Below are 19625 nucleotides of genomic sequence, written 5' to 3'. Positions count from 1 at the left end.
TTTAAAACCCGTCACAGGATTTTTTTTAATTAAATTGTATAGGATGAAGGTCGTATTATAAAATTTCTATCTTTGCCGCCAAGTACCTGCTTTTTGGATAGAAATATGCTGGTTTAATTAGAATGTTATTTGCACTTTTTAAACGCCGCTTCTTAGAACGTGCTAAATAGCTCCCAACTTTAGAACTACATTCAAGTATAAGGGCCCATTTGACCGGATTCCTCTCCTCATAAGGTAAGCGCCTTTCTGCTACATCATACTTCCAGCACTCTTTAGTAATAAACCCCCCTCCAACAATGGATAACTTAGTCAGAAGTTTATTGAAAGCTTCTTGTGCCTTCGCCCTTGCCGCTGCTGTAGCTCAGCCCGCAATGGCACAGGGTACCCGTAAGCAACTCAAGACTGCGAATAAGTTCTTTTCTCAAGAGAACTACCGAGCTTCTATTCCTTTTTACGAGCAGGTACTAGCCGCAGAGCCAAACAATGCGCTTGCTCTGTTTCGGGCCGGTGTTTCTTACATGTCGTTCGACAAGGAAAAAGCTAGCGACTATATTTATAAAGCTCAGCGTTTGAAGCCGAAGGTTTCGAAGGATGTTGAGTATTGGTTGGGCCGTGTAGATCACCTCAACTACAACTTTGATGAGGCAATCACCCATTATCAGACCTATAACGCTACGCTTAAGCAAAAGGACACGCGTAAAGCCGAATTGGCACAGCTGATCCAGCACAGCAAAAACGCGAAGGTTCAGTTCAGCACTCCGAAGGACATCTTCGTGAAGAACCTCGGACCTACGATTAATACGATTCACTCTGAGCATAGCCCCGTTATTACGTCCGATGACAAAGTTCTACTCTTCACTTCCCGGGGCGAGAATGTAACTGGTGCCGGCGCTGGCAATAGCAAAAAAGGCGGTAATCTAGCTGCAGACGGTGAGTATTTCGAGGATATCTTCGAAGCGAAGCGCATTGGGGACGATGAGTGGGAAAAGCCCCGCTCACTGAGCGGTGTCCTCAACGGTAAAGGCCATGACGCATCTATTCAGGTGTACGACAACGACACCAAAATGCTGATGTATCGCCAGGACGAGAATGGTGACCTGTTTTACTCCGAAAAAACGGGAGGCGACTGGACTCCACCCAAAAAGCTGAATGGCAACATCAATACCAGTGCTTTCGAGTCGGACGCTTACATCACGCCAGATGGTCAGACAATGTATTTTTCTACGGGTAAGTACTCTGAGGATAATACGCTGGATATCTATGTATCTACTCGCTCTGGCAATGGAGACTGGGGTAAGCCTAAGCCGGTAACTGGCATCAACACCAAGTATGATGATGACAGCCCTTACTTGAGCAAAGACGGCAAAACAATGTACTTCAGCTCACGTGGTCTAAACACCATGGGTGGGTATGACATCTTCAAGTCTACTTACGACTCCATAGGTCGGAAGTGGGGCCGGCCCGAGAATATGGGCTACCCAATCAACACGCCTGATGATGATACCTACTACCGCCTGAGTGCAGATGGTACATATGCGTATTTATCAAGCTACCGCATTGGCGGCTACGGTGAGAAAGATATTTACACCATCAACTACATCAAGAATGCTATTATCCGTGGTAAAGTATTCAGCCAGCGTGATAGCACTGTCATTCCAGGCGTAGAGTTGGTGTTCAGTGGTGCCCAGGCTGACCAGACTGCCCTTAGCTACCGCGACGTTACTAAGCCCGGAACGGGTGATTACCAGGTAAGCGTACTGTCGGGTCGTCCTTATCAGGTTGCCGTATCCGTAGATGGCAAGAACATCATTACAGAGGAGTTCCAGGTGCCAGTAGCCATCAACGACTCGACAATCGTTGAGAAAAACTTCTACGTGCCTTACGTGGACAGCTCTAATGTGTATGCTTTCAAGAAAATCTACTTCGAGACGGATAAGTACGCACTGCGTCCTGAGTCTATCACCGAACTAGATCGAATTGCCAGCATTCTGAAGGCTAACCCCGGCGTAAATATTTCGGTGGAAGGTCACTGTGACTCGCGCAATACGGATGAGTACAACATGACCCTCGGCGACAACCGCTCGACGGCCGCTTATAAGTATTTGCTGCGTAAGGGCATCTCTGATGCTCGCCTCGTAACGGCAAGCTACGGTGAGCGTCGTCCGGCTGCTCCGAACGATACGCCTGAGAACATGCAGCTTAACCGTCGGGTTGAGTTCCGCGTGATTCAGCGTGAAGGCGAGCCTGCTCCGGCCCTGAACACAGGTGGCAGCACTACCACTACCGGCGCTGGCACTACGCCATCGACTTCTCAGTCAGTAGCTCCGGCTTCAACCACGCCAGCTACGACTACAGACTCTTCCACAACCGCTGCTCCTATGGGCACCGCGTTGCCAGATGGTAAAGCCAAGGTTAAAACAGCCGACGGCACTACGATCAAAACGAAAGTGGACGACGAGAAAGTGAAAATCAAGACGGAGTCAGCCAATGGCGAAGAGTCGAAGACCAAAGCCAAAAACGGCGAGATTGACTCCAAAGTGAAAGATGCTGATGGCAAGACCAAAGTAAAGACCGACAACGACTAATCGGCTTTCGACTACCCTAAGAAACGGGTCGGGCATACTGCCCGACCCGTTTTTTTTCAACATAATGCCCCCGCCGCGTTATGTTTGAGCAATTTTGCCCCCCTTCTTTCGTTGTTTGCCCCAGATCCTTATGACTGTTGTACCCTATAAAGACGATGCTGCCGGCAAGAAGTCGCAGGTAGCCCAGATGTTTAACAGCATTGCTGGCAAGTATGACTTCCTGAATCACTTCCTGAGCGCTGGTACTGATATCTACTGGCGGCGCAAGGCCGTGAATCAGTTGAAGGATCTGCGCCCGACGCGCATTCTGGATATTGCTACCGGTACGGCGGACTTTGCCATTGAGAGCCTGCGCCTGTCGCCGGAAACGCAGGTGACCGGCGTTGATATCTCGGAAGGTATGCTGGAGGTAGGGCGGCGCAAGCTGGTCGATAAAGGCCTTTCTCATCGTATTCAGCTCGAGCTAGGCGATTCAGAAAGCCTGCCTTTTCCAGATAATCACTTCGATGCGGTGACTGCTTCGTTTGGAGTGCGTAATTTTGAAAACCTTAAGCAAGGACTCGCTGAAATGCAGCGGGTATTGCGGCCGGGGGGCAAAATGGTGATTCTGGAGTTCTCCAAACCCACTGCTTTTCCGCTCAAGCAAGCGTATAATTTCTATTTCCGGCGCGTATTGCCCGTTTTTGGGAAGCTTATTTCCAAAGACCGCGCTGCCTACACCTACCTGCCCGAATCGGTGCAGGCTTTCCCCGATGGTCCTGACTTCCTGTCCATTTTAACGCAGGTTGGCTTCAAAAATCCCGCATGGCAACCCCTCACGTTCGGCATAAGCTCCATTTACACAGCTCAAAAATAAATTGTCTGGCTCTCGTCGGATTTCTTTTGTTGCTGCTGCCATTCAGTGCAGAGGCGCAACGAAAGACCCGCGCCAAAATTGGTAAGCGGGGAAACATTAAGTCTATCACCGTTGATAACTTGGCCGATTATGACAACCGGTGGTTTCACCCTGGCTTTTATATCGCGCCCAATTTTTCGAGTTACCGCATTGAGCAGTCGCAAGCGTATGTAGGCAGCCAGGCGGTAACCGCTAACTCTATAATCAGTCCCGGCTTTTCGGTTGGTTTTGTGGGTGATGTACGCTTAGCTAACCATTTCAACTTGCGTTTCGCGCCGGGAGTGAGCTTTATCACGCGCCGCGTTGAGTTTAAACCTCTACTCACCAGCGACTCCATCCAGACGCAGGAAATAGGAACCACGCAGCTTGAATTTCCACTTTTGTTGAAGTTTCACTCTGACCGGCGGCGCAACACGCGGGTGTATGTAGTAGGAGGCGTCAAGCCGAGCTTTAACGTCGGCAACCGCCGTAAAGACCCCGAGCGCAACCTGCTCCGCACTGATGATAGCGACATTGCCATTGAGTATGGTGTTGGGCTCGACTTATTCTACCCGCTGTTTAAGTTTGCGCCTGAATTGCGAGTATCTCACGGCTTGACCAACCTCTTGCAGCCCGGCGACAACGTGTACAGCCGTAGCCTGCAAAGTATGCGCGCTCACACTGTTACACTATATTTTACTTTCGAATAAATCAAGAGCCAAAAAAGCCCCCAGCGCCTGTTTCCGTGCTCTGGGGGGCTTTTTTTCTTGTCTGTAACTTCCATATTTGCACAGCTTACCATGAAAACAGCTTTCATTACAGGCGCTTCTTCCGGAATTGGTCGGGCGACGGCCGTAGCACTGGCCCACGCGGGCTTTCAACTTGTTGTGACGGGCCGCCGGCGGGAACGACTAGAAGAATTAGCGCTACTGCTAGCCCCTACACCTGTGCATCTGCTGCTCTTCGACGTGCGCGACCGTGCGGCCACGGATGCTGCCGTGGCGAGTCTGCCTGCAGATTTTCAGCAAATCGATGTGCTGGTCAATAATGCTGGTGGTGCGCATGGCCTAGCTCCAATTCAAGACGGCGACCCCGATGATTGGGATCAGATGCTGGACAGTAATGTCAAAGGTCTGCTCAACGTGAGCCAAGCCATTTTGCCTAGCATGGTGCAGCGTAAGCAGGGCCACATCATCAATATTGGCTCGATAGCCGGGAGTGAAACCTATGCCAATGGCAACGTGTATTGTGCCTCCAAAGCGGCCGTAGCAGCGCTTTCGAAAGGTATGCGCTTGGATCTGTTGCCCCACCACATTCGGGTGGCAGAGGTCAATCCGGGGGCGGTAGAGACGGAATTCTCAACAGTTCGCTTCAAAGGAGATACTGAACGCGCCAGTAACGTGTATAAAGGCTACGAACCCCTGCGAGCCGAAGATGTGGCGGATGTTATTCAGTTTATGGTTACGCGTCCGGCCCACGTAAACATCGCGGAAGTTCTGCTTTTGCCAGCTGCCCAAGGAGCCGCTACGACCATGCGAAAGGAATTGTAAGGCTTGTCTTTCGGAGGATATTATGAAAAGCCCCCCAATGCATGAAAGTAGGCGCTGGGGGGCTTTTTTGTGTACAAGTCACGGTCGATGGCAAACTATAGCATCGACCGTCAGTAGCCTAGCCTTGCGAAGAATTGGTGAATGCCAACTCATCATGACCTTACTGGCAAGACTTTGTGGACTCAACACGGTAGCCAAACCATGATACTAGTGCCAGTGCTGGAACTCTCGATGTGAACCTGACCGCCTAAATAATCGGCGCGGGCGCGTACGCCCCGCAAACCAATGCCATTGCCCGCAGTGCTTGATTCAAAGCCTTTTCCATTGTCTTCCACCAGAACCTCCAAGGAGGTTGGGTGTCTAAGGAGCTGCACGTTTACTTCGGAGGCACGAGCATGGCGCACCGCGTTATTTAGCAGCTCAGCCGCAATTCTGTAGGCTGACATTTGCAGGTTTTGCGGAATAGTGTCGAGCTGGGCATCACAGTATGTGCGCACCGTTGGATGGCCGTAGAGATTCAATAGCTCGCCTAAGTGCGCTATAGAGTCGCTTAAACCACCCAGACCGGGCTCGGCGGGCAGCAGCGCATGACTTAGGGTACGCACCTCATCGCGCAGGTGGCGCAATAGCAATTCGGTTTGGCGTGCGGCGGCGGCGGCTTCAGGGAAAGCAGCCAGGGCATCACGAATCGCCTGCCCTTGCCAAGCCATGTGCAAGGCCATGAGGTTTGGCCCCAAGGCGTCGTGTAATTCACGGGCCAGGTGTTCACGTTCTTCTTCCTGAGCAGCTATCAGGCGGGCGCCCATGTCATTGCGCTGGCGAAGCTGCCGGATGCGCAGCTTGGCATTTTGGCGTAATGTGTGGCGAAAACGTCCGGTGAGGAGGAAGCTTAGTACTAACAGCTCCAGAAATAGCCCCCAAGCCAAGGCATTGGGCTCAACCAAGTGTAAAGTTGTAAGCCCAACATGGTTTAGCCAGAACAGCACAAACCCCCGAAGAAAAAGAAGTAGGTGAGGGAGTAGTACAGAGCTAGCCGGCGGTGGTTCGGCGCCCGGAAAACGGTTATGAGCGCTACCCAACAATAGGTGAAAATGGCAACCAGCAGCACCTCCCGCCCACCGTTGAGCAGGGTAAGCCCCAGCGTATTCCCCTGAATGCGAGCGGCCGGATAAAGCAGCGTGTAAACCAGCACAAAAACAGCGGCCGTAACAATCAAACCAGTACCCACACGGTAGAGATACGACCAGCCATTGCGCAGCCGCAGAAACAACTGCAGTATGCGAAGCCCGCAGGCTGCTGCCAGCAGCATAAAGTTGAATTGGCCAATGGACCACAGCAAGCGGTAGATACCGGCCGGAAAAGCCAACGCATCCAGCCCGTCCTCCATCAGCAGAAAAATCGTGGTGAAGACCACATACGCTACATACCACAGGTGAATTCGGTCGCGTAGGAACCCGAACAAAACGAGGTTGAATACGGCGCTACCTAAATAAAACCCGATGAGCCAAATCCAGCGCTTCGTAAAAACATAATTCACTTCCCAAGCCAGGAAATCCTCGGTCGTGGTCACGTCGGTGGGCACGTAGAGAGCGCCCGCATGATGATCAATGCGGAGATATAATTCGGCGTGCTCGCCGGTCGCGAGCGTGAACGGGAGGCACAAGGCCCGAGCCGGAAATATGCGCTCAGCAGCCGGAACTTGGGAGGAAGCAGCGGAAACCCGCGTAAATAACTCGTCGCCCGCCCGCCGGTAGTAAAGGGTGGCGCTATCAGTGTAGTTGTAGAGGCTCCAGATAAAACGTGTGCGTTGCGGCAACGTATTCACAACAGCCAATCGCAGCCAAAGCCGCTGGTGCGCAAAGCCTAAGTTGAGCGTCCGATGCCATGGGCCTGCGCTAAAAGCCCCAGACCTAAACATACTATCGGCGTGAGCAGGTGTGGCAGGGGCTGAAAAAGGCTCTGTGTAATAACGGTAGGTTTCGGAGAGGTGAGCGCCATTCGATTCTCGCAGATAAAGCGTATCGGCAAGCTTGGGGGGTAAATTAGGGGCAGCCTTCACTACTGATGGCATCAGGAGCTTACATCCCAAAAGCAGCACAAATACAATTACATAACTGCAAACGGGCAGGCAGGGAAATCCAATAGAGGATGCGCTGATCACTACTGATCCATCGCAGGCAAACGTGGGATAAATCAAATGGATAATGCCTCGCTGCATAGCTGATTAGCAATGAAAAGTTACCCGTCAATTACATGCGATTCTGCTGCTTAGAAACACCTAGGTGTAGGCATATATCGTAAAATAATATAAGAATGCAGCATTGTCTTGCTGGCTTATACGAAACCAACCTTCTAATGATCAGCTATTAATGCCAACTTGTTCGCTGGAAGAAACCACTGATAGTTTATGTTTCTGGTTTGCAACGGTAGGAATTATTCGAAACATGCCGTCCTCATAGAACGACCGCTTATGTCGAGCTTCCATTGTTCACCTAGGCCGACAAACGATATGAGGCCTCGAAAAAAGCCAAGAAATCAACCCGGAAGGTAAAACGATGCTGATATGCTGATAGCTAGCTATGCGCCGCGCTACTTCAATTGCCGTAGGACGCCAGCCTGAAGCTCATGCTTGCCCGCAAAGCGCAGGATGGTTGGCTCAACGCCCAGCTTAAGGAGAAAGTCGCGCTGCTTTTGCAAGTCAGCTTCCTTAATAAATTCGTCTTGGTCGCCGCACACTAGCACTACTGGCAGGCGTTGTAATAAGTGGGTAGCCACCGCATAGTCGATATCGTCGGGGAAGGCACCAGCCCACAAAATGAGCCGGTCTGGCCGAAACGTTGCGCGGGCCAGCCACCGGCTAACGGTAGCTGCGCCCTGCGAGAAGCCCAACACAGTGACAGCTACGCCGGGGGGGCTTTTTTCGAATAGCGTTTCAGCCAATTGGTTTAAATAGGCAACATAGTCGTCAATCTCAGCCAGTCGGTCTTCGCGCGTCATCCAACTCGCCCCGATCCGACCGCCATTGCCCTGTAAATAAAAGCGGGAGACGCCTTCGGGAGCTATTATGACAATGTCGTCGGCTTCGGTGAGCACGGCAAAATGCCGGATAAAATACGCCGCCAACTGCCCGTACCCATGACACACAAACCACACGTGCCGGGTGCGCTCAGAAAACTCACCCAACTGATAGTACCGCGCCGTACGCGCCACTGTAAGCTGATGTTCCTGAGCTAAAGCCACACCTGATGGGTAGAATATTGCAGCAGTAAACTACGTGGGCTGCCCCGGTAGATTTTCGGCGGAAAACTGAAACGGCAGCAAATCGGCCAGCGTGCGGAAGCGGTAAATAGTGCCTTCGGGGCCAGGCAAAAGCAGTGGTATCAGCTGACCCTGGCGGTTTTCGTACTCAGTCATGACCTGGCGGCAGGCTCCGCACGGCATTGCCAGCATAAAATCGCCCTGAGCCGGTCGAGCGGCCACCGCCATCCCAATAATGCGACGTTCAGGCTGGCTTACCGCCAAGCCAAACAAAGCCGTACGTTCGGCGCACAAACCCGATGGATACGCCGCATTTTCCTGATTTGAACCCCGGAAAACCGAGCCGTCGTCGAGGAGTAGCGCAGCACCCACATTAAAGTGAGAGTAAGGAGCGTAGGCATGATCGGTGGCGGCGCGGGCCGCGTGCCAAATGATGGCTTCGGATGGTGTGAGCTCCGCTTCGGAAGCCAGTACATCCACAGTAATAGTCAGTTGTAACGGGTGAGCCATTGGCAGGTCTAAGGAAATGCAGCGTTCCATCACCAACCAAGCGGCCCCGGTAGGAGAAGGGGCGGTGAATGTAAGACATTTATCCTTTTACAAGTGTATCTACATCCAAACATTCAAAAATTTGCCCCCCACGCCCCTGCCTCGTTCGTTAGCAGCCCCAACAGTATTTGCAACTGCTGCCTCTTCGCAATAAACGTAATGCCCAGCCGTCAGGCGCCCAATTAGAGATAGAGTTCGTACACTTGCGCATCACTTCGCACCCATCTCTTGAAAAATATTCTGCTGCTCGGGGCCGGTCGTTCGGCGTCTTCTCTGATAAACTACCTCTTGCGCCATGCGCCCAGTGAGGGCTGGTACCTCACCGTGGCCGATGTGCAGCCAGCTCATTTGGTGCCCATACTCGTAGCGCACACCGAATACGCCCGCGTAGTACCATTTGATATTCAGAATGATGTGCTACTGAATGAATTAGTAGCTGCCGCTGATATAGTGATATCCATGCTGCCCGCGGCGTTTCATCCGATGGTAGCTCGCGCTTGCTTACACCACGGCCGTCACCTAGCCACCGCCAGCTACGCCACCGACGAAATTCGGGCCTTGGATGCAGAAGCCCAGGCTGCCGGCGTCACGCTGCTGATGGAGTGTGGCCTCGACCCCGGCCTCGATCATATGTCGGCGATGCAGGCCATAAGTGATATTAAAGCTCGCGGGGGGCAATTATTATCTTTCAAATCCTACTGTGGCGGCTTGCTTACCCCCGAGTCGGAAGGGGATAATCCGTGGCGATACAAGTTTACCTGGAACCCGCGCAATGTGGTATTAGCTGGGCAAAGTACCGCCAAATACCTTGAAAATGGTCGGCCTCATTTTATTCCGTATCAACAGCTATTTCGCCGCTTTGAGGTGTTGGAAGTGCCCGGCTACGGACAGTTTGAGGGCTACGCTAACCGCGATTCGCTCAATTACCGCGCGCCGTATGGCCTCGATACTATCCCGACCATTTTGCGCGGCACCCTACGCCGGCCGGGCTATTGTGCTGCCTGGAATGCTTTGGTGCGCCTCGGCCTCACCGACGACACCGTGCATTTGGGAAATACAGCCGATTGGACGTGGCAACAACTTATTGCTGCCTATTTGCCTCCCGCCGCTGCCGTGGGGGGCAATTTGGCAACACACTTTGCCGATTATCTAGAGTTGAATCCGGAAGGGGAGGAAATGCGACTGCTCAGCTGGCTCGGGCTATTCAAGCATGTAGCGGTTGGCCTCCCCAATGCCACGCCCGCCCAGCTACTGGAGCATTTACTGACCGAAAAATGGCGTCTCCAGCCCGGCGACCGCGACTTGATTGTGATGCAGCACCTGTTTAAGTTTACGTTGCAGGGCAAACGATACCGGCGTACCTCCTCGCTGGTTGTGCCCGGCGACGACGCCACGCACACGGCAATGGCCAAAACAGTAGGCTTGCCCCTGGGTATGGCCGTGCGCCGCCTTACCCGTGGTCTGGTGCCCCAGCGTGGTGTGGTTATCCCAACGCACGCCGACTTATACGAGCCGATTTTGGCTGAACTAGAGGCTGAGTACGGAATTCAATTTCAGGAAGAAGAAAGCGAGCTTCCGGATTAATAAATCGTTTTTCACATCAGGTTTGAGCTTGTGGGCGATTCTTAACGTGCTAAGGTTTATTAAGAATGGCAGAAGCAGCTCAGAAAGCCAGATAAAAGTCGCGTAGCAAAGCCTTGAATTCGGGAGAATACGCTGACCCAGTATCAGTGTAGATGGCCAGACTGTGACTTTTAGTAGCCACTGGCATTCGGGTGAAGGTAGTAATATGGCGGTTGGCTCGGCTACCCAAGCGATGATGCAATTCCAGCTGCACGCTAGGAAAAAAGCTCCCCAAGGCTGCCGTTTGTTCGAAATGGTGCATTTCCGGCGGAGGCAATAGTATAGTAAGCCGACCGCTGTGGGTCAGATATTGTGCAGTGAAGGCAAGTAGTGCCTCAAAGGATAACGTATCAGTGGCGGTGTGGCGGGCCGTTGTCCGGGCTACGTCAGGGGAGCGCAGGGAATGCCGAAAAAAAGGCGGGTTAGAGATAATATGATCGAAAGGTTCTGGTTGGGTACCAGCAAATTGAGCTAAACTCATTGCGTGAACCTTGATGCGCTCTGGCCAAGGACTAGCCCTCACGTTATCAATCGCTTGTGTGGCCGCCAGTTCATCTATTTCAACTGCGTCTATCCGAATAGTAGGATTTCGCTGGGCGGCCATTAAGGCCAACAGCCCAGTACCCGTGCCGATATCCAAGAGGCGAGTATCCTCACATAAGTAGGCCGCCGCACCGAGCACACAGGCATCGGTGCACACCTTCATCGCACACTGGCCTTGCTCAATGCGGAATTGCTTGAACTGGAAGTAGGAGTTGGCCAATTGTGACGAGAAGTAAGTGATTTGATTTTTTTATTTACTGGCTCTTCGAAAAAGAAATACAAAGCTATTGCTAACACTACAAGGACTAAATAAATGGCCACAGCTCCTAATACTGATTCCTCATTGAAATAAGGCGACAGTAACTCATGAATAAGGCCCATATGAATCAGGTAAAATGCATAAGAGCTTTTCCCAAGTACAGATAATGGTTTGGTAGATAAGAACGTTGATACTAGGCTTTTTTCTCTGAGTAATCCCATAAATATAATGGCTATGCATAAAGGTAGATAAAGGTTATTTACTGTAATACCAATGGGTGGGCTTATACCAAAATTGGCTTCGTACGCTATTTTTATTTTTGTTAATGCAAACACGCCAAGTGAAAATAATATAATGCCTCCGTACGTGAGAAAAGGTAAATAATGATTAGTTTTTACTTTCTTTAGTAATAACGCTAAACCAGCGCCAATAAAAAACTCGAAGAAGCGGCCAAAAAAAGTGGTGTATGCCACAAAAGACATATTCTCAAAGAATGGTAAGTGCAGATAGTTAAAGATTTTGACCAGTACAAACCCTGTCGCGGGTAGTAAAACTATAGCTGATACCCAAACTATAGCTTTACTGAATCGGGGGGCATTTAGAGCTGCGAAAAAGAATATGGCAAAAAAGTAGAAACACTCCTCCACGGTTAGCGACCAAGCTTGGGGCAACCCGGTGAATGCATATTCTAACGATAAACTCTTAAGAAGTGTAATGTTTAGGATAAGCGCATATAAATAGTATCTACTAAAACCCACATTATAAAAAGCAATAAAGAAGACTGGAAGAGTCAAAATAATATACAAGGGGTATATCCTCGCAAATCGATTGATAAGATATGTTTTTATATTTTTGATGGATACTACATCTGTAATAAAATATCTTTCCGTAATAAGAAAACCACTAAGTGTAAAGAAAATTGTTACTCCTACGTGGAATTCGTGAAACACAGATTTTAAAAAAGGACTGTTAAATATTAGTTGCCCCGGATTATAATGGTGCAAATAGACCATGAACGCAGCTACTGCTCGCACACCCGTTAAGGAAGAATAGTAAGGGGGTCGCATTAGTGAATTAAGCTAGTACTATGGCTATGCTTTGCAGTGAATAAACTGAGTGAACGGTATGAACGTGAATTTACCGTTTAGCCTCAATAAGCTCATAGCCTTCATCCACGAGTAGTTTGCCTTGGGTAGCACTGAATACAGCTAGTCGGTCGCAGCGCTCATTCTCGGGGTGGCCATTGTGGCCACGCACCCAGCGAAAATGTACCGTGCGTTGCTTATATACCTTTAGGAAGCGACGCCAGAGGTCTTCATTAGCTTTCTTGCCAAAATCAGGCTTCATCGCCCAACCGAATACCCAACGCTTCTCAACGGCATCAACCACATATTTCGAGTCGGTGACTACGGTGATGGGCATTTCGGGACGCGTAACAGCTTCCAAACCAACAATTACTGCAAGTAGCTCCATTCGGTTATTTGTGGTGAGCCGAAAGCCTTCAGTAAGCTCTTTCTCATGTCGGCCGAAGCGTAGAATGGCACCATAGCCGCCCGGACCAGGGTTTCCGCGGGACGACCCGTCGGTAAAAAGATAAATCATTCTTACGGATTGGATGGCAATATATCCGAATTGCCGACTGCCTGACCGCGCATCGATTGGATGTGTGAATGGTCAGCCGACAATCCGGATAATCAGATACTTACTTAAAAGTTGGCTTTGAATAGCTTAATAGCAATTGCTAGCAGAATCACCCCGAAAACGCGGCGTAGAATGTCTTCTCCGGCCTTGCCGAGCTTGCGCTCAATCCAAGCGCTGCTTTTGAGTACCGCGTATACAAAGACAAGATTCAGCGCGATGCCTACCAGTACATTAGGCAAGGAATACGCCGCCCGCAGCGAGAGTAAGGTGGTCATGGTGCCGGCCCCTACGATGATGGGGAAAGCAAGAGGCACGATGGAGCCCGACGCCGCCAGTGGATCGTTGCGGAATAGCTCAATGCCCAGAATCATCTCCATGCCAATGAGGAAGATGATGATGGCGCCGGCTAAGGCAAACGATTGAAAGTCAACACCAAATAAGGACAAAATGCTTTGGCCGAGAAATAGGAAGATCACCATGAGTGCCCCCGCTACCAACGTGGCTTTCTCGGAATGCACTTTGCCCTCACGCTGCCGGATCTGAATAATAATGGGAATGGAGCCCAAAATATCAATGATAGCGAACAGCGTAAGCGTGACGGAGAAGATTTCTTTGAGTGAAAACATACTGGTAACCTCAACCGGAGGGCTGCAAAATGCAGCCTGAGTGGAGGAGCAAAACAATTAGAATAACGCCCATCGGCTACTTTGTGAAGTGAAGGAGCCTGCTGACGCTTAAAGTTGAAATCAGGCGAAGTCCTTAGCGAAAAACTGCACCAGCTTCTCGTAGGCTGCATCTGGAATGGCTGGGAAGTTGGCAATGCGTAGGCTATTCGCTTTCCAGGTGCCATAGCCATTGCCCAGTTGCATGCCTTGGGCCAAAGCGCTGCGCTTTATCTCGTCGATGAGGGCTGGGGGGCCTTGCAAGCCAATGACGGTGGTGGAGCGGGTCTCGGGGTTTTGCACCAGCGGGCTCAGCTGGGTAGCGCTATCGAAGAAATCGTAGAGCTTGGTGGCCCGGTCTTGAAGGTGCTGGTGCACGGCCTTAATAGGTGCTCGATCCTGAAGCACGCGGCTGAGCAAATATATGCCGAGTACGTTGGGAGTGTAATTGGTTTGCCAGTTGAGCATTTTCTCGTACTGGGCCGTCAGGCTATTGTAGTGGGCGCGCTCGTTGAGGTGACGGAAGCGAGCCACTGCCCGAGGCGAAAGCACCATAAGCGCTAAGCCAGCGGGCAAGCCAAAAGCCTTCTGCACCGAAGCAAACCAAATATCAGCCTTAATATATTTGAGTTGAATGCCCCCAGCGACGAAGTGGCATCGATGGCTAGTAAAGCGTTGCCGAGGCGGTTGAACACGTTCAGGATAAAACCATCGCGGAGTTGAGTCGCGTTTGAGGTCTCGTTCTGGGTAAGGCAAACCAGATCGGTGTCGTCGTTGAAGGGGAGCGTGTGCACATTGGGCAGCTCATCGAGTCCAAAGGCTAGGCCGGTAGAGGCAGGGCGCAGGGCGCGGGCATAGTCGAGCCACTTTTCCCCGAAGGCGCCACTATACAAGTGAAAGCTCTTGGTGGGCGTCAGGCTTTGGGTCAAAACTTCCCAGCACTCCGTGGCCGAGCTGAGGAAGAAAACGGTGTAGTCTTGTGGGATATTAAGCTTAGCCCGAAGATCAGTCACGGTTTGGCGCACCAAGCCCGTGAAACGCTCGCCGCGGTGCGGAGCCGATAGCCAGCCTTCATCGAAGGCATCCGTGAGGTATTGGCGCACGGCCGGATACACAGCCGATGGTCCAGGATTGAAAGTATACATTCAGTTGGTGATTGCTAGTGGAGAAGACAAAGGTAGTAGGAGCGGAGTTTGGCCGCTGCCTTTCTTAGGGTAACTAACGCCTACCGTGGCTTGATTCATGTTCAGTATATGAGCCTGAACACAAAAAAGCCCCCCAGCAACCAATTAAGCTTTACACCTTAAAACCAACGCGCTTGGGCCGTAATCCTTCAAAATAATGCAGGGCCAGCCGGTAGCTGTCGAGCTTGAAGCCGGTGATAGTGCCGACGCAATGTTTGCCCAGTAAACTTTTCTGCCGAAACTCTTCGCGGGCTGCCAGGTTAGACAGATGTACCTCTATTACAGGCGTATTGATAGCGGCCACGGCATCGGCTAGGGCAACGCTGGTATGCGTGTACCCGCCGGCGTTGAGCACAATGCCATGAAAAGTGAAGCCCACTTCATGCAGCTTATCAATTAGCTCGCCTTCGTGGCTCGACTGAAAATACTCGAGCTTAATGGCGGGAAATGCCTCGTGCAAATCAGGCAGAAAGTCCTCGAAAGAGCGGTTGCCATAGATGCCCGGTTCGCGGCGACCCAATAAGTTGAGGTTGGGACCGTTGATGATGATGATTTTCATGAAGCAGGAGTGAAGCGAAAAGGTAAAGGTCGGGGAACGTGGCTAAAACTAGCGTTTTCTAGATTGAGCCAAAAAGTACTACTTGCTGCTACATCTATTACCCGACCCTAATGCTCCTACAGATTCCTGGAAAAAGCCCCCATTCGGCACGACTCTTGGATTCTTCCTCACACCTCACGCTTCTAACTTTTATACTATTGAATTGGTCCGTCAGCCTCAAGCAATTTGAAGGCTATTTACAACTCGAAAAGTCATTATCAGGCAATAGTGTGGAGGCGTATGTGCGGGATGTGGGCAAATTGCGGCAGTACCTAGAAATATCGAAACTCCCGGCTAACCCAGAGCAGGTAACAACTCGTATTCTACGCGATTTTCTGGCTTGGTTGGGAGAGTTGGGCCTTGGGGCTACTTCCCAAGCCCGTACGCTTTCCGGTATCAAAGCCTTTTATAGCTTCCTTATTATGGAGGATATGCTGCTGCTCGACCCAACTGATACGCTGGAGGCGCCTAAAATTGGCCGTAAGCTGCCTGATACCTTGGCGTATGAAGAAATAACACAATTGTTGGATGCAGTGGACGTGAGCACCAACGAGGGCACTCGCAACCGCGCCATCCTGGAAGTGCTGTACTCCTCAGGCCTGCGTGTATCCGAACTGACGGAGCTGCGCTTGTCCAATTTGTATGCTGATCAGGGCTTTGTGCGCGTCACGGGCAAAGGCAATAAGGAACGCCTCGTGCCCATTGGCCGCGATGCCCTCAAGCACCTGAATATATACCTCACTGGTGTGCGCTGCCATCTCGACATTGAGCGCGGTCACGAGGATTTCGTGTTTTTGAATCGGCGGGGGGCAAAATTGTCGCGGGTGATGATCTTTAACATCATCAAAGCGCTGGCCGACAAAGCGGGAATTCGCAAAACTATAAGCCCACATACGTTCCGACACAGCTTTGCTACCCACCTTATTGAAGGCGGTGCCGACCTGCGCGCCGTGCAGGAAATGCTGGGCCACGAAAGCATTACCACTACTGAAATTTACACCCACCTCGATCGGGATTACCTCAAGCAGGTTATAACTGAGTTTCACCCGCGCAGCTAAACACGCAGTATCAGATCAACTTTGTATTGAGCCCTTGAGTAGAGCCATTAGATAGCTCCGCCCAAGGGCTCAAGCTTGTTATTTGCTATTGGCTTTTTGCCCTGTAAGGGTTTTGGAACCAGCATATTCAAGCATCTGGGCAATTTGGGGGGCAAATTTTCGGTTAGGACTGCGGGCGGGCAAGTGTATCTTTACGAAGCGTGAGGTGTTGGCTGCCGGGAGAACCCATTCCCCGCAGAAGCCACACTGCCGCCTCGTGACTTTTACATTTAGCCTTTCGGTGCCTAAGCATGGCAAAGAATACATATAAACAACCCATCACTCCGCCGGCCCGCGGCAACGAGCCCCGCCCGTCCGCCCGTCCCGCCACGCGCCCAACGCCCGCGCCAGACCCCGCTCCGGCGCCCCGCGAGAATAGTCGCCGCAATGAGGCTGGTCCAAAACCAGCAGCTAAGGCTGCTATCAAAGCCCCGAAACCGCCGCGCCAATGGCCGAAGCTGCCTTCATTGGGGGGCATTTTTAGCTTTGTGCGCGACCGTCGCTTTCAACTCTTTCTCGGTTTTTTCTTCCTGCTAGGGTCCATTTACCTCACTATTGCCTTCGTGTCGTTCCTGTTTACGGGCCACGCCGATCAGAGCGTAGTGGGTAGCTTGGCCACCACGCCCGCCAAGGAAGCGGGGCAAGAATCGGGTAACTGGCTGGGCCTGTTAGGGGCAATGGCCGCGCAGGTGCTCATTTATAAAGGCTTTGGGGTAGCCGCGTTTGCGGTCATTCCGATCGTCTTCTTCTTGGGGTATAAAATCGTGTTCCGACGGGCAGGAATAGGCGTGTCGCTCAGCTACGTTATTGCCTTGTGCCTGTTTTCGATGCTGTGGCTGAGTGCTTTGCTTGGCTACGTGGTACTTACCCTCCAAACCCCCGACGCCGACCCAAACCTGGCGCATACCCTCGATTTTTTGAGTGGCGGCATCGGGTACGAAGTAGCCTACTGGCTCGATAGCCTGATTGGCTGGGGCACGGTACTACTGCTGGCATTTTTGCTGATTTCCTTCGTGGTCTTCTTCTTTAATGTTACCAGTCTGAACATGGGAACGGCTGCCGAAGAGGAAGCAGATGCCGCGAGCCCCAACGCAAGCACCGATGGATTAGATCTGTATGGTCGCACCGGCCTTGGCGTGAATCACGGGGCTGACCCCACCGCCTCACTCGATGCTGAAGAGTCCGAAATTGCCCCCCAGATGACGCTGCGCAACATAAAGCCCGTCGCTAGGAGGGAACCGGAGGAGGGAGTTGCGCCTCAGTTTACCTCAACAATAGGGGAGGACGAAAGTGATGAGTTGGAAGTGGAAGTTCCGTCATATACAGGTTCGGTTGCCTCTCCATCTTTCAGCGTAACAGCGCCAGCCGGCGAGTCCCTACCGTTGTCGGTTGCGCCCAGCGTGGCCACGTCGAGCGCGGCAGCATTGGCTGCTTCGGCTGCTAGCATCAGCGGACCTAGCTTCTCCGTTGAAATGCCGGTTGATGCCGAGGTAGCTCCCGTAAGTAGCCGTGTACCTACGCCGCTTTCCCTAGCTGATCTGGCTGATGGCACTGCTGCTGCGCCCAGTTCACCACCTTTAACTGTTGCCCCGGCAACTCCCGCCGAAACGCCCCCCATAGCTATCACCGTGGCCGATGACGACGATTTCTTCGCCGAGGGCACGGAGAACTACGACCCCACGCTTGACCTCTCGCGCTACCAATATCCAACCCTAGAACTACTCAACGACTACGGTGCCGCCAAAGCCCAGGTGAGCAAGGAGGAACTAGAGGACAACAAAGACCGCATCGTTGAAACGCTGGGGCACTATGGCATCAACATCGCCAGCATCAAAGCCACCATCGGCCCCACGGTGACGCTGTATGAGATTGTGCCGGATGCCGGCGTGCGCATCTCCAAGATTAAGAGCTTGGAAGATGATATTGCCCTGAGTTTGGCGGCCTTAGGTATTCGCATCATTGCGCCTATCCCGGGTAAAGGAACCATTGGTATTGAGGTGCCGAATACCAAGAAGGAAATGGTGAGCATCCGTTCGGTGCTGAGCCACGAGAAGTTTCGCACGAGCGAAATGGACCTGCCCATTGCCTTCGGCCGCACGATTACCAACGAAGTGTTTGTGGCCGATTTGGCTAAAATGCCACACTTACTCATGGCTGGTGCTACAGGTCAGGGTAAGTCAGTGGGCTTGAACGTGATTCTGGCATCATTGATTTACAAGCGTCATCCTTCGCAGTTGAAGTTTGTGCTTGTCGATCCTAAAAAGGTGGAATTGAGCATCTTCAACAAGATAGAGCGCCACTTCCTAGCTAAACTCCCCGACACGGAAGAAGCCATCATCACCGACACAAAAAAGGTGGTGAACACGCTCAACTCCTTATGTATGGAGATGGATCGGCGCTACGACCTATTAAAGGATGCTGGCTGCCGCAACCTGAAGGAGTACAACCGCAAGTTTGTAGAGCGTCGGCTTAGCCCTAAAAAAGGCCACCGGTTCATGCCATTCATTGTGCTGGTTATCGATGAGTTGGCCGACTTGATGATGACAGCAGGGAAGGAGGTGGAAACACCCATCGCGCGTCTGGCTCAATTGGCGCGTGCCATTGGTATTCACCTGATTGTAGCTACGCAGCGGCCTTCCGTGAACGTAATCACCGGTATTATCAAGGCCAACTTTCCGTGCCGCATCTCTTTCAAAGTAACTTCCAAGATTGACTCCCGCACCATTCTGGACACCGGTGGCGCCGATCAGTTGGTCGGGCAAGGCGACATGCTGTTCTCAGCCGGCTCCGATCTGATTCGGGTGCAGTGCGCATTTATTGATACGCCCGAAGTAGATCGTCTTTGCGACTTCGTGGGTGAGCAACAAGGCTATCCGGAAGCGTATTTGCTGCCTGAAGTGGCTGGTGCCGAAGGTGATACGGGCGGTAACAACGAAGACTTTGATCCGGCTTCCCGCGACAGTATGTTCGAGGAAGCTGCCCGCGTTATCGTGACGCATCAGCAAGGCAGTACCTCGCTGCTCCAACGTCGTCTGAAACTAGGATATAACCGCGCCGGACGCCTGATTGACCAACTTGAACACGCTGGCGTCGTAGGACCATTCGAGGGCAGCAAAGCCCGTGAGGTATTAATTCCGGACGAGTACAGTTTGGAGCAATTATTGAATAACCTGAACAAAAGTTAGAAATGAAGGATTAAAGT

General features: G+C 51.8%; 18 protein-coding genes. 7 read left to right on the top strand and 11 right to left on the bottom strand.

Going from position 1 to position 19625, the window contains the following annotated elements; translation table 11 throughout:
- Window positions 1-371: 371 nt before the first annotated feature.
- The 4 genes from EPD59_RS12835 (at window position 372) to EPD59_RS12820 (ending at window position 5009) form a co-directional block, all read left to right on the top strand.
- Complete coding sequence (locus EPD59_RS12835; protein WP_240731395.1) at window positions 372-2585, top strand: OmpA family protein; 2214 nt, start codon at window positions 372-374, stop codon at window positions 2583-2585.
- A 130-nt stretch (window positions 2586-2715) separates the two neighbouring features.
- Window positions 2716-3441, top strand: coding sequence for a bifunctional demethylmenaquinone methyltransferase/2-methoxy-6-polyprenyl-1,4-benzoquinol methylase UbiE (ubiE, locus tag EPD59_RS12830; RefSeq protein WP_133273131.1), 726 nt, complete (start codon window positions 2716-2718; stop codon window positions 3439-3441).
- 26 nt (window positions 3442-3467) lie between these two features.
- On the top strand, window positions 3468-4169 hold the full coding sequence (porT, locus tag EPD59_RS12825; RefSeq protein WP_165963583.1) for a type IX secretion/gliding motility protein PorT/SprT: 702 nt from the start codon (window positions 3468-3470) through the stop codon (window positions 4167-4169).
- Window positions 4170-4259: 90 nt separating this feature from the next.
- Entirely contained in the window at window positions 4260-5009 is a 750-nt protein-coding gene (locus EPD59_RS12820; RefSeq protein ID WP_133273129.1) for an SDR family NAD(P)-dependent oxidoreductase, read from the top strand.
- 182 nt (window positions 5010-5191) lie between these two features.
- Here EPD59_RS12820 and EPD59_RS12815 read toward each other — a convergent pair whose 3' ends face one another.
- From EPD59_RS12815 to cdd, 4 genes are all read right to left on the bottom strand, one after another.
- Window positions 5192-5995: a sensor histidine kinase gene (locus EPD59_RS12815; RefSeq protein WP_133273128.1), complete on the bottom strand. Its 804-nt coding sequence runs from the start codon at window positions 5993-5995 to the stop codon at window positions 5192-5194.
- Window positions 5980-7227: a 7TMR-DISM family protein gene (locus tag EPD59_RS12810; RefSeq protein ID WP_133273127.1), complete on the bottom strand. Its 1248-nt coding sequence runs from the start codon at window positions 7225-7227 to the stop codon at window positions 5980-5982. The genes EPD59_RS12815 and EPD59_RS12810 overlap by 16 nt, the downstream gene beginning before the upstream one ends.
- Before the next feature lie 371 nt (window positions 7228-7598).
- Window positions 7599-8249, bottom strand: coding sequence for an alpha/beta hydrolase (locus EPD59_RS12805; RefSeq protein ID WP_133273126.1), 651 nt, complete (start codon window positions 8247-8249; stop codon window positions 7599-7601).
- Window positions 8250-8279: 30 nt separating this feature from the next.
- A complete protein-coding gene (gene cdd, locus EPD59_RS12800; RefSeq protein ID WP_133273125.1) occupies window positions 8280-8777 on the bottom strand; it encodes a cytidine deaminase in 498 nt (165 codons plus the stop codon).
- Window positions 8778-9044: 267 nt separating this feature from the next.
- On the opposite strand from cdd, the gene EPD59_RS12795 reads away from it, so the two are divergent.
- Window positions 9045-10400, top strand: coding sequence for a saccharopine dehydrogenase family protein (locus EPD59_RS12795; RefSeq protein WP_133273124.1), 1356 nt, complete (start codon window positions 9045-9047; stop codon window positions 10398-10400).
- Window positions 10401-10479: 79 nt separating this feature from the next.
- Here EPD59_RS12795 and EPD59_RS12790 read toward each other — a convergent pair whose 3' ends face one another.
- From EPD59_RS12790 to aroQ, 7 genes are all read right to left on the bottom strand, one after another.
- Window positions 10480-11202, bottom strand: coding sequence for a tRNA1(Val) (adenine(37)-N6)-methyltransferase (locus EPD59_RS12790; RefSeq protein ID WP_240731394.1), 723 nt, complete (start codon window positions 11200-11202; stop codon window positions 10480-10482).
- On the bottom strand, window positions 11142-12254 hold the full coding sequence (locus tag EPD59_RS12785; protein WP_165963582.1) for an acyltransferase family protein: 1113 nt from the start codon (window positions 12252-12254) through the stop codon (window positions 11142-11144). The genes EPD59_RS12790 and EPD59_RS12785 overlap by 61 nt, the downstream gene beginning before the upstream one ends.
- A 124-nt stretch (window positions 12255-12378) precedes the next feature.
- Complete coding sequence (gene rnhA / locus EPD59_RS12780) at window positions 12379-12843, bottom strand: ribonuclease HI (RefSeq protein ID WP_133273122.1); 465 nt, start codon at window positions 12841-12843, stop codon at window positions 12379-12381.
- Window positions 12844-12947: 104 nt separating this feature from the next.
- On the bottom strand, window positions 12948-13508 hold the full coding sequence (locus EPD59_RS12775; RefSeq protein ID WP_133273121.1) for a MarC family protein: 561 nt from the start codon (window positions 13506-13508) through the stop codon (window positions 12948-12950).
- A 120-nt stretch (window positions 13509-13628) separates the two neighbouring features.
- Window positions 13629-14099 carry a hypothetical protein gene (locus tag EPD59_RS22615; RefSeq protein WP_240731393.1) on the bottom strand — a complete coding sequence of 157 codons (471 nt, stop codon included), beginning with the start codon at window positions 14097-14099 and terminating at the stop codon, window positions 13629-13631.
- Window positions 14100-14104: 5 nt separating this feature from the next.
- Window positions 14105-14689, bottom strand: a complete 585-nt coding sequence (locus tag EPD59_RS22610; protein WP_240731392.1) for a hypothetical protein — start codon at window positions 14687-14689, stop codon at window positions 14105-14107.
- Window positions 14690-14840: 151 nt separating this feature from the next.
- The gene (gene aroQ / locus EPD59_RS12765) at window positions 14841-15287 is read right to left on the bottom strand and encodes a type II 3-dehydroquinate dehydratase (RefSeq protein WP_133273120.1); all 447 of its coding nucleotides are present in this window, start codon (window positions 15285-15287) and stop codon (window positions 14841-14843) included.
- A 197-nt stretch (window positions 15288-15484) separates the two neighbouring features.
- Here aroQ and xerD point away from each other — a divergent pair, with 197 nt between their 5' ends.
- Window positions 15485-16384: a site-specific tyrosine recombinase XerD gene (xerD, locus tag EPD59_RS12760; protein ID WP_133273119.1), complete on the top strand. Its 900-nt coding sequence runs from the start codon at window positions 15485-15487 to the stop codon at window positions 16382-16384.
- 290 nt (window positions 16385-16674) lie between these two features.
- Window positions 16675-19608: an FtsK/SpoIIIE family DNA translocase gene (locus tag EPD59_RS22605; protein ID WP_133273118.1), complete on the top strand. Its 2934-nt coding sequence runs from the start codon at window positions 16675-16677 to the stop codon at window positions 19606-19608.
- Window positions 19609-19625: the final 17 nt, after the last annotated feature.

Origin of the sequence: Hymenobacter radiodurans (assembly GCF_004355185.1) — a bacterium.
Taxonomy (GTDB): Bacteria; Bacteroidota; Bacteroidia; order Cytophagales; family Hymenobacteraceae; genus Hymenobacter; species Hymenobacter radiodurans.
The sequence above is the reverse complement of the archived record's forward strand: the minus strand, read 5'-3'. Positions and strand labels throughout refer to the sequence as shown.

Bases quoted from the DNA above. Each gene is read 5' to 3' on its own strand.
- ubiE (WP_133273131.1), top strand. From the start codon at position 2,716: ATGACTGTTGTACCCTATAAAGACGATGCTGCCGGCAAGAAGTCGCAG.
- aroQ (WP_133273120.1), bottom strand. From the start codon at position 15,287: ATGAAAATCATCATCATCAACGGTCCCAACCTCAACTTATTGGGTCGC.
- EPD59_RS12785 (WP_165963582.1), bottom strand. From the start codon at position 12,254: ATGGTCTATTTGCACCATTATAATCCGGGGCAACTAATATTTAACAGT.
- EPD59_RS22610 (WP_240731392.1), bottom strand. From the start codon at position 14,689: ATGTATACTTTCAATCCTGGACCATCGGCTGTGTATCCGGCCGTGCGC.
- EPD59_RS22605 (WP_133273118.1), top strand. From the start codon at position 16,675: ATGGCAAAGAATACATATAAACAACCCATCACTCCGCCGGCCCGCGGC.
- rnhA (WP_133273122.1), bottom strand. From the start codon at position 12,843: ATGATTTATCTTTTTACCGACGGGTCGTCCCGCGGAAACCCTGGTCCG.
- EPD59_RS12810 (WP_133273127.1), bottom strand. From the start codon at position 7,227: ATGCAGCGAGGCATTATCCATTTGATTTATCCCACGTTTGCCTGCGAT.
- EPD59_RS12820 (WP_133273129.1), top strand. From the start codon at position 4,260: ATGAAAACAGCTTTCATTACAGGCGCTTCTTCCGGAATTGGTCGGGCG.
- EPD59_RS12835 (WP_240731395.1), top strand. From the start codon at position 372: ATGGCACAGGGTACCCGTAAGCAACTCAAGACTGCGAATAAGTTCTTT.
- cdd (WP_133273125.1), bottom strand. From the start codon at position 8,777: ATGGCTCACCCGTTACAACTGACTATTACTGTGGATGTACTGGCTTCC.
- EPD59_RS12775 (WP_133273121.1), bottom strand. From the start codon at position 13,508: ATGTTTTCACTCAAAGAAATCTTCTCCGTCACGCTTACGCTGTTCGCT.
- EPD59_RS22615 (WP_240731393.1), bottom strand. From the start codon at position 14,099: ATGGTGCTTTCGCCTCGGGCAGTGGCTCGCTTCCGTCACCTCAACGAG.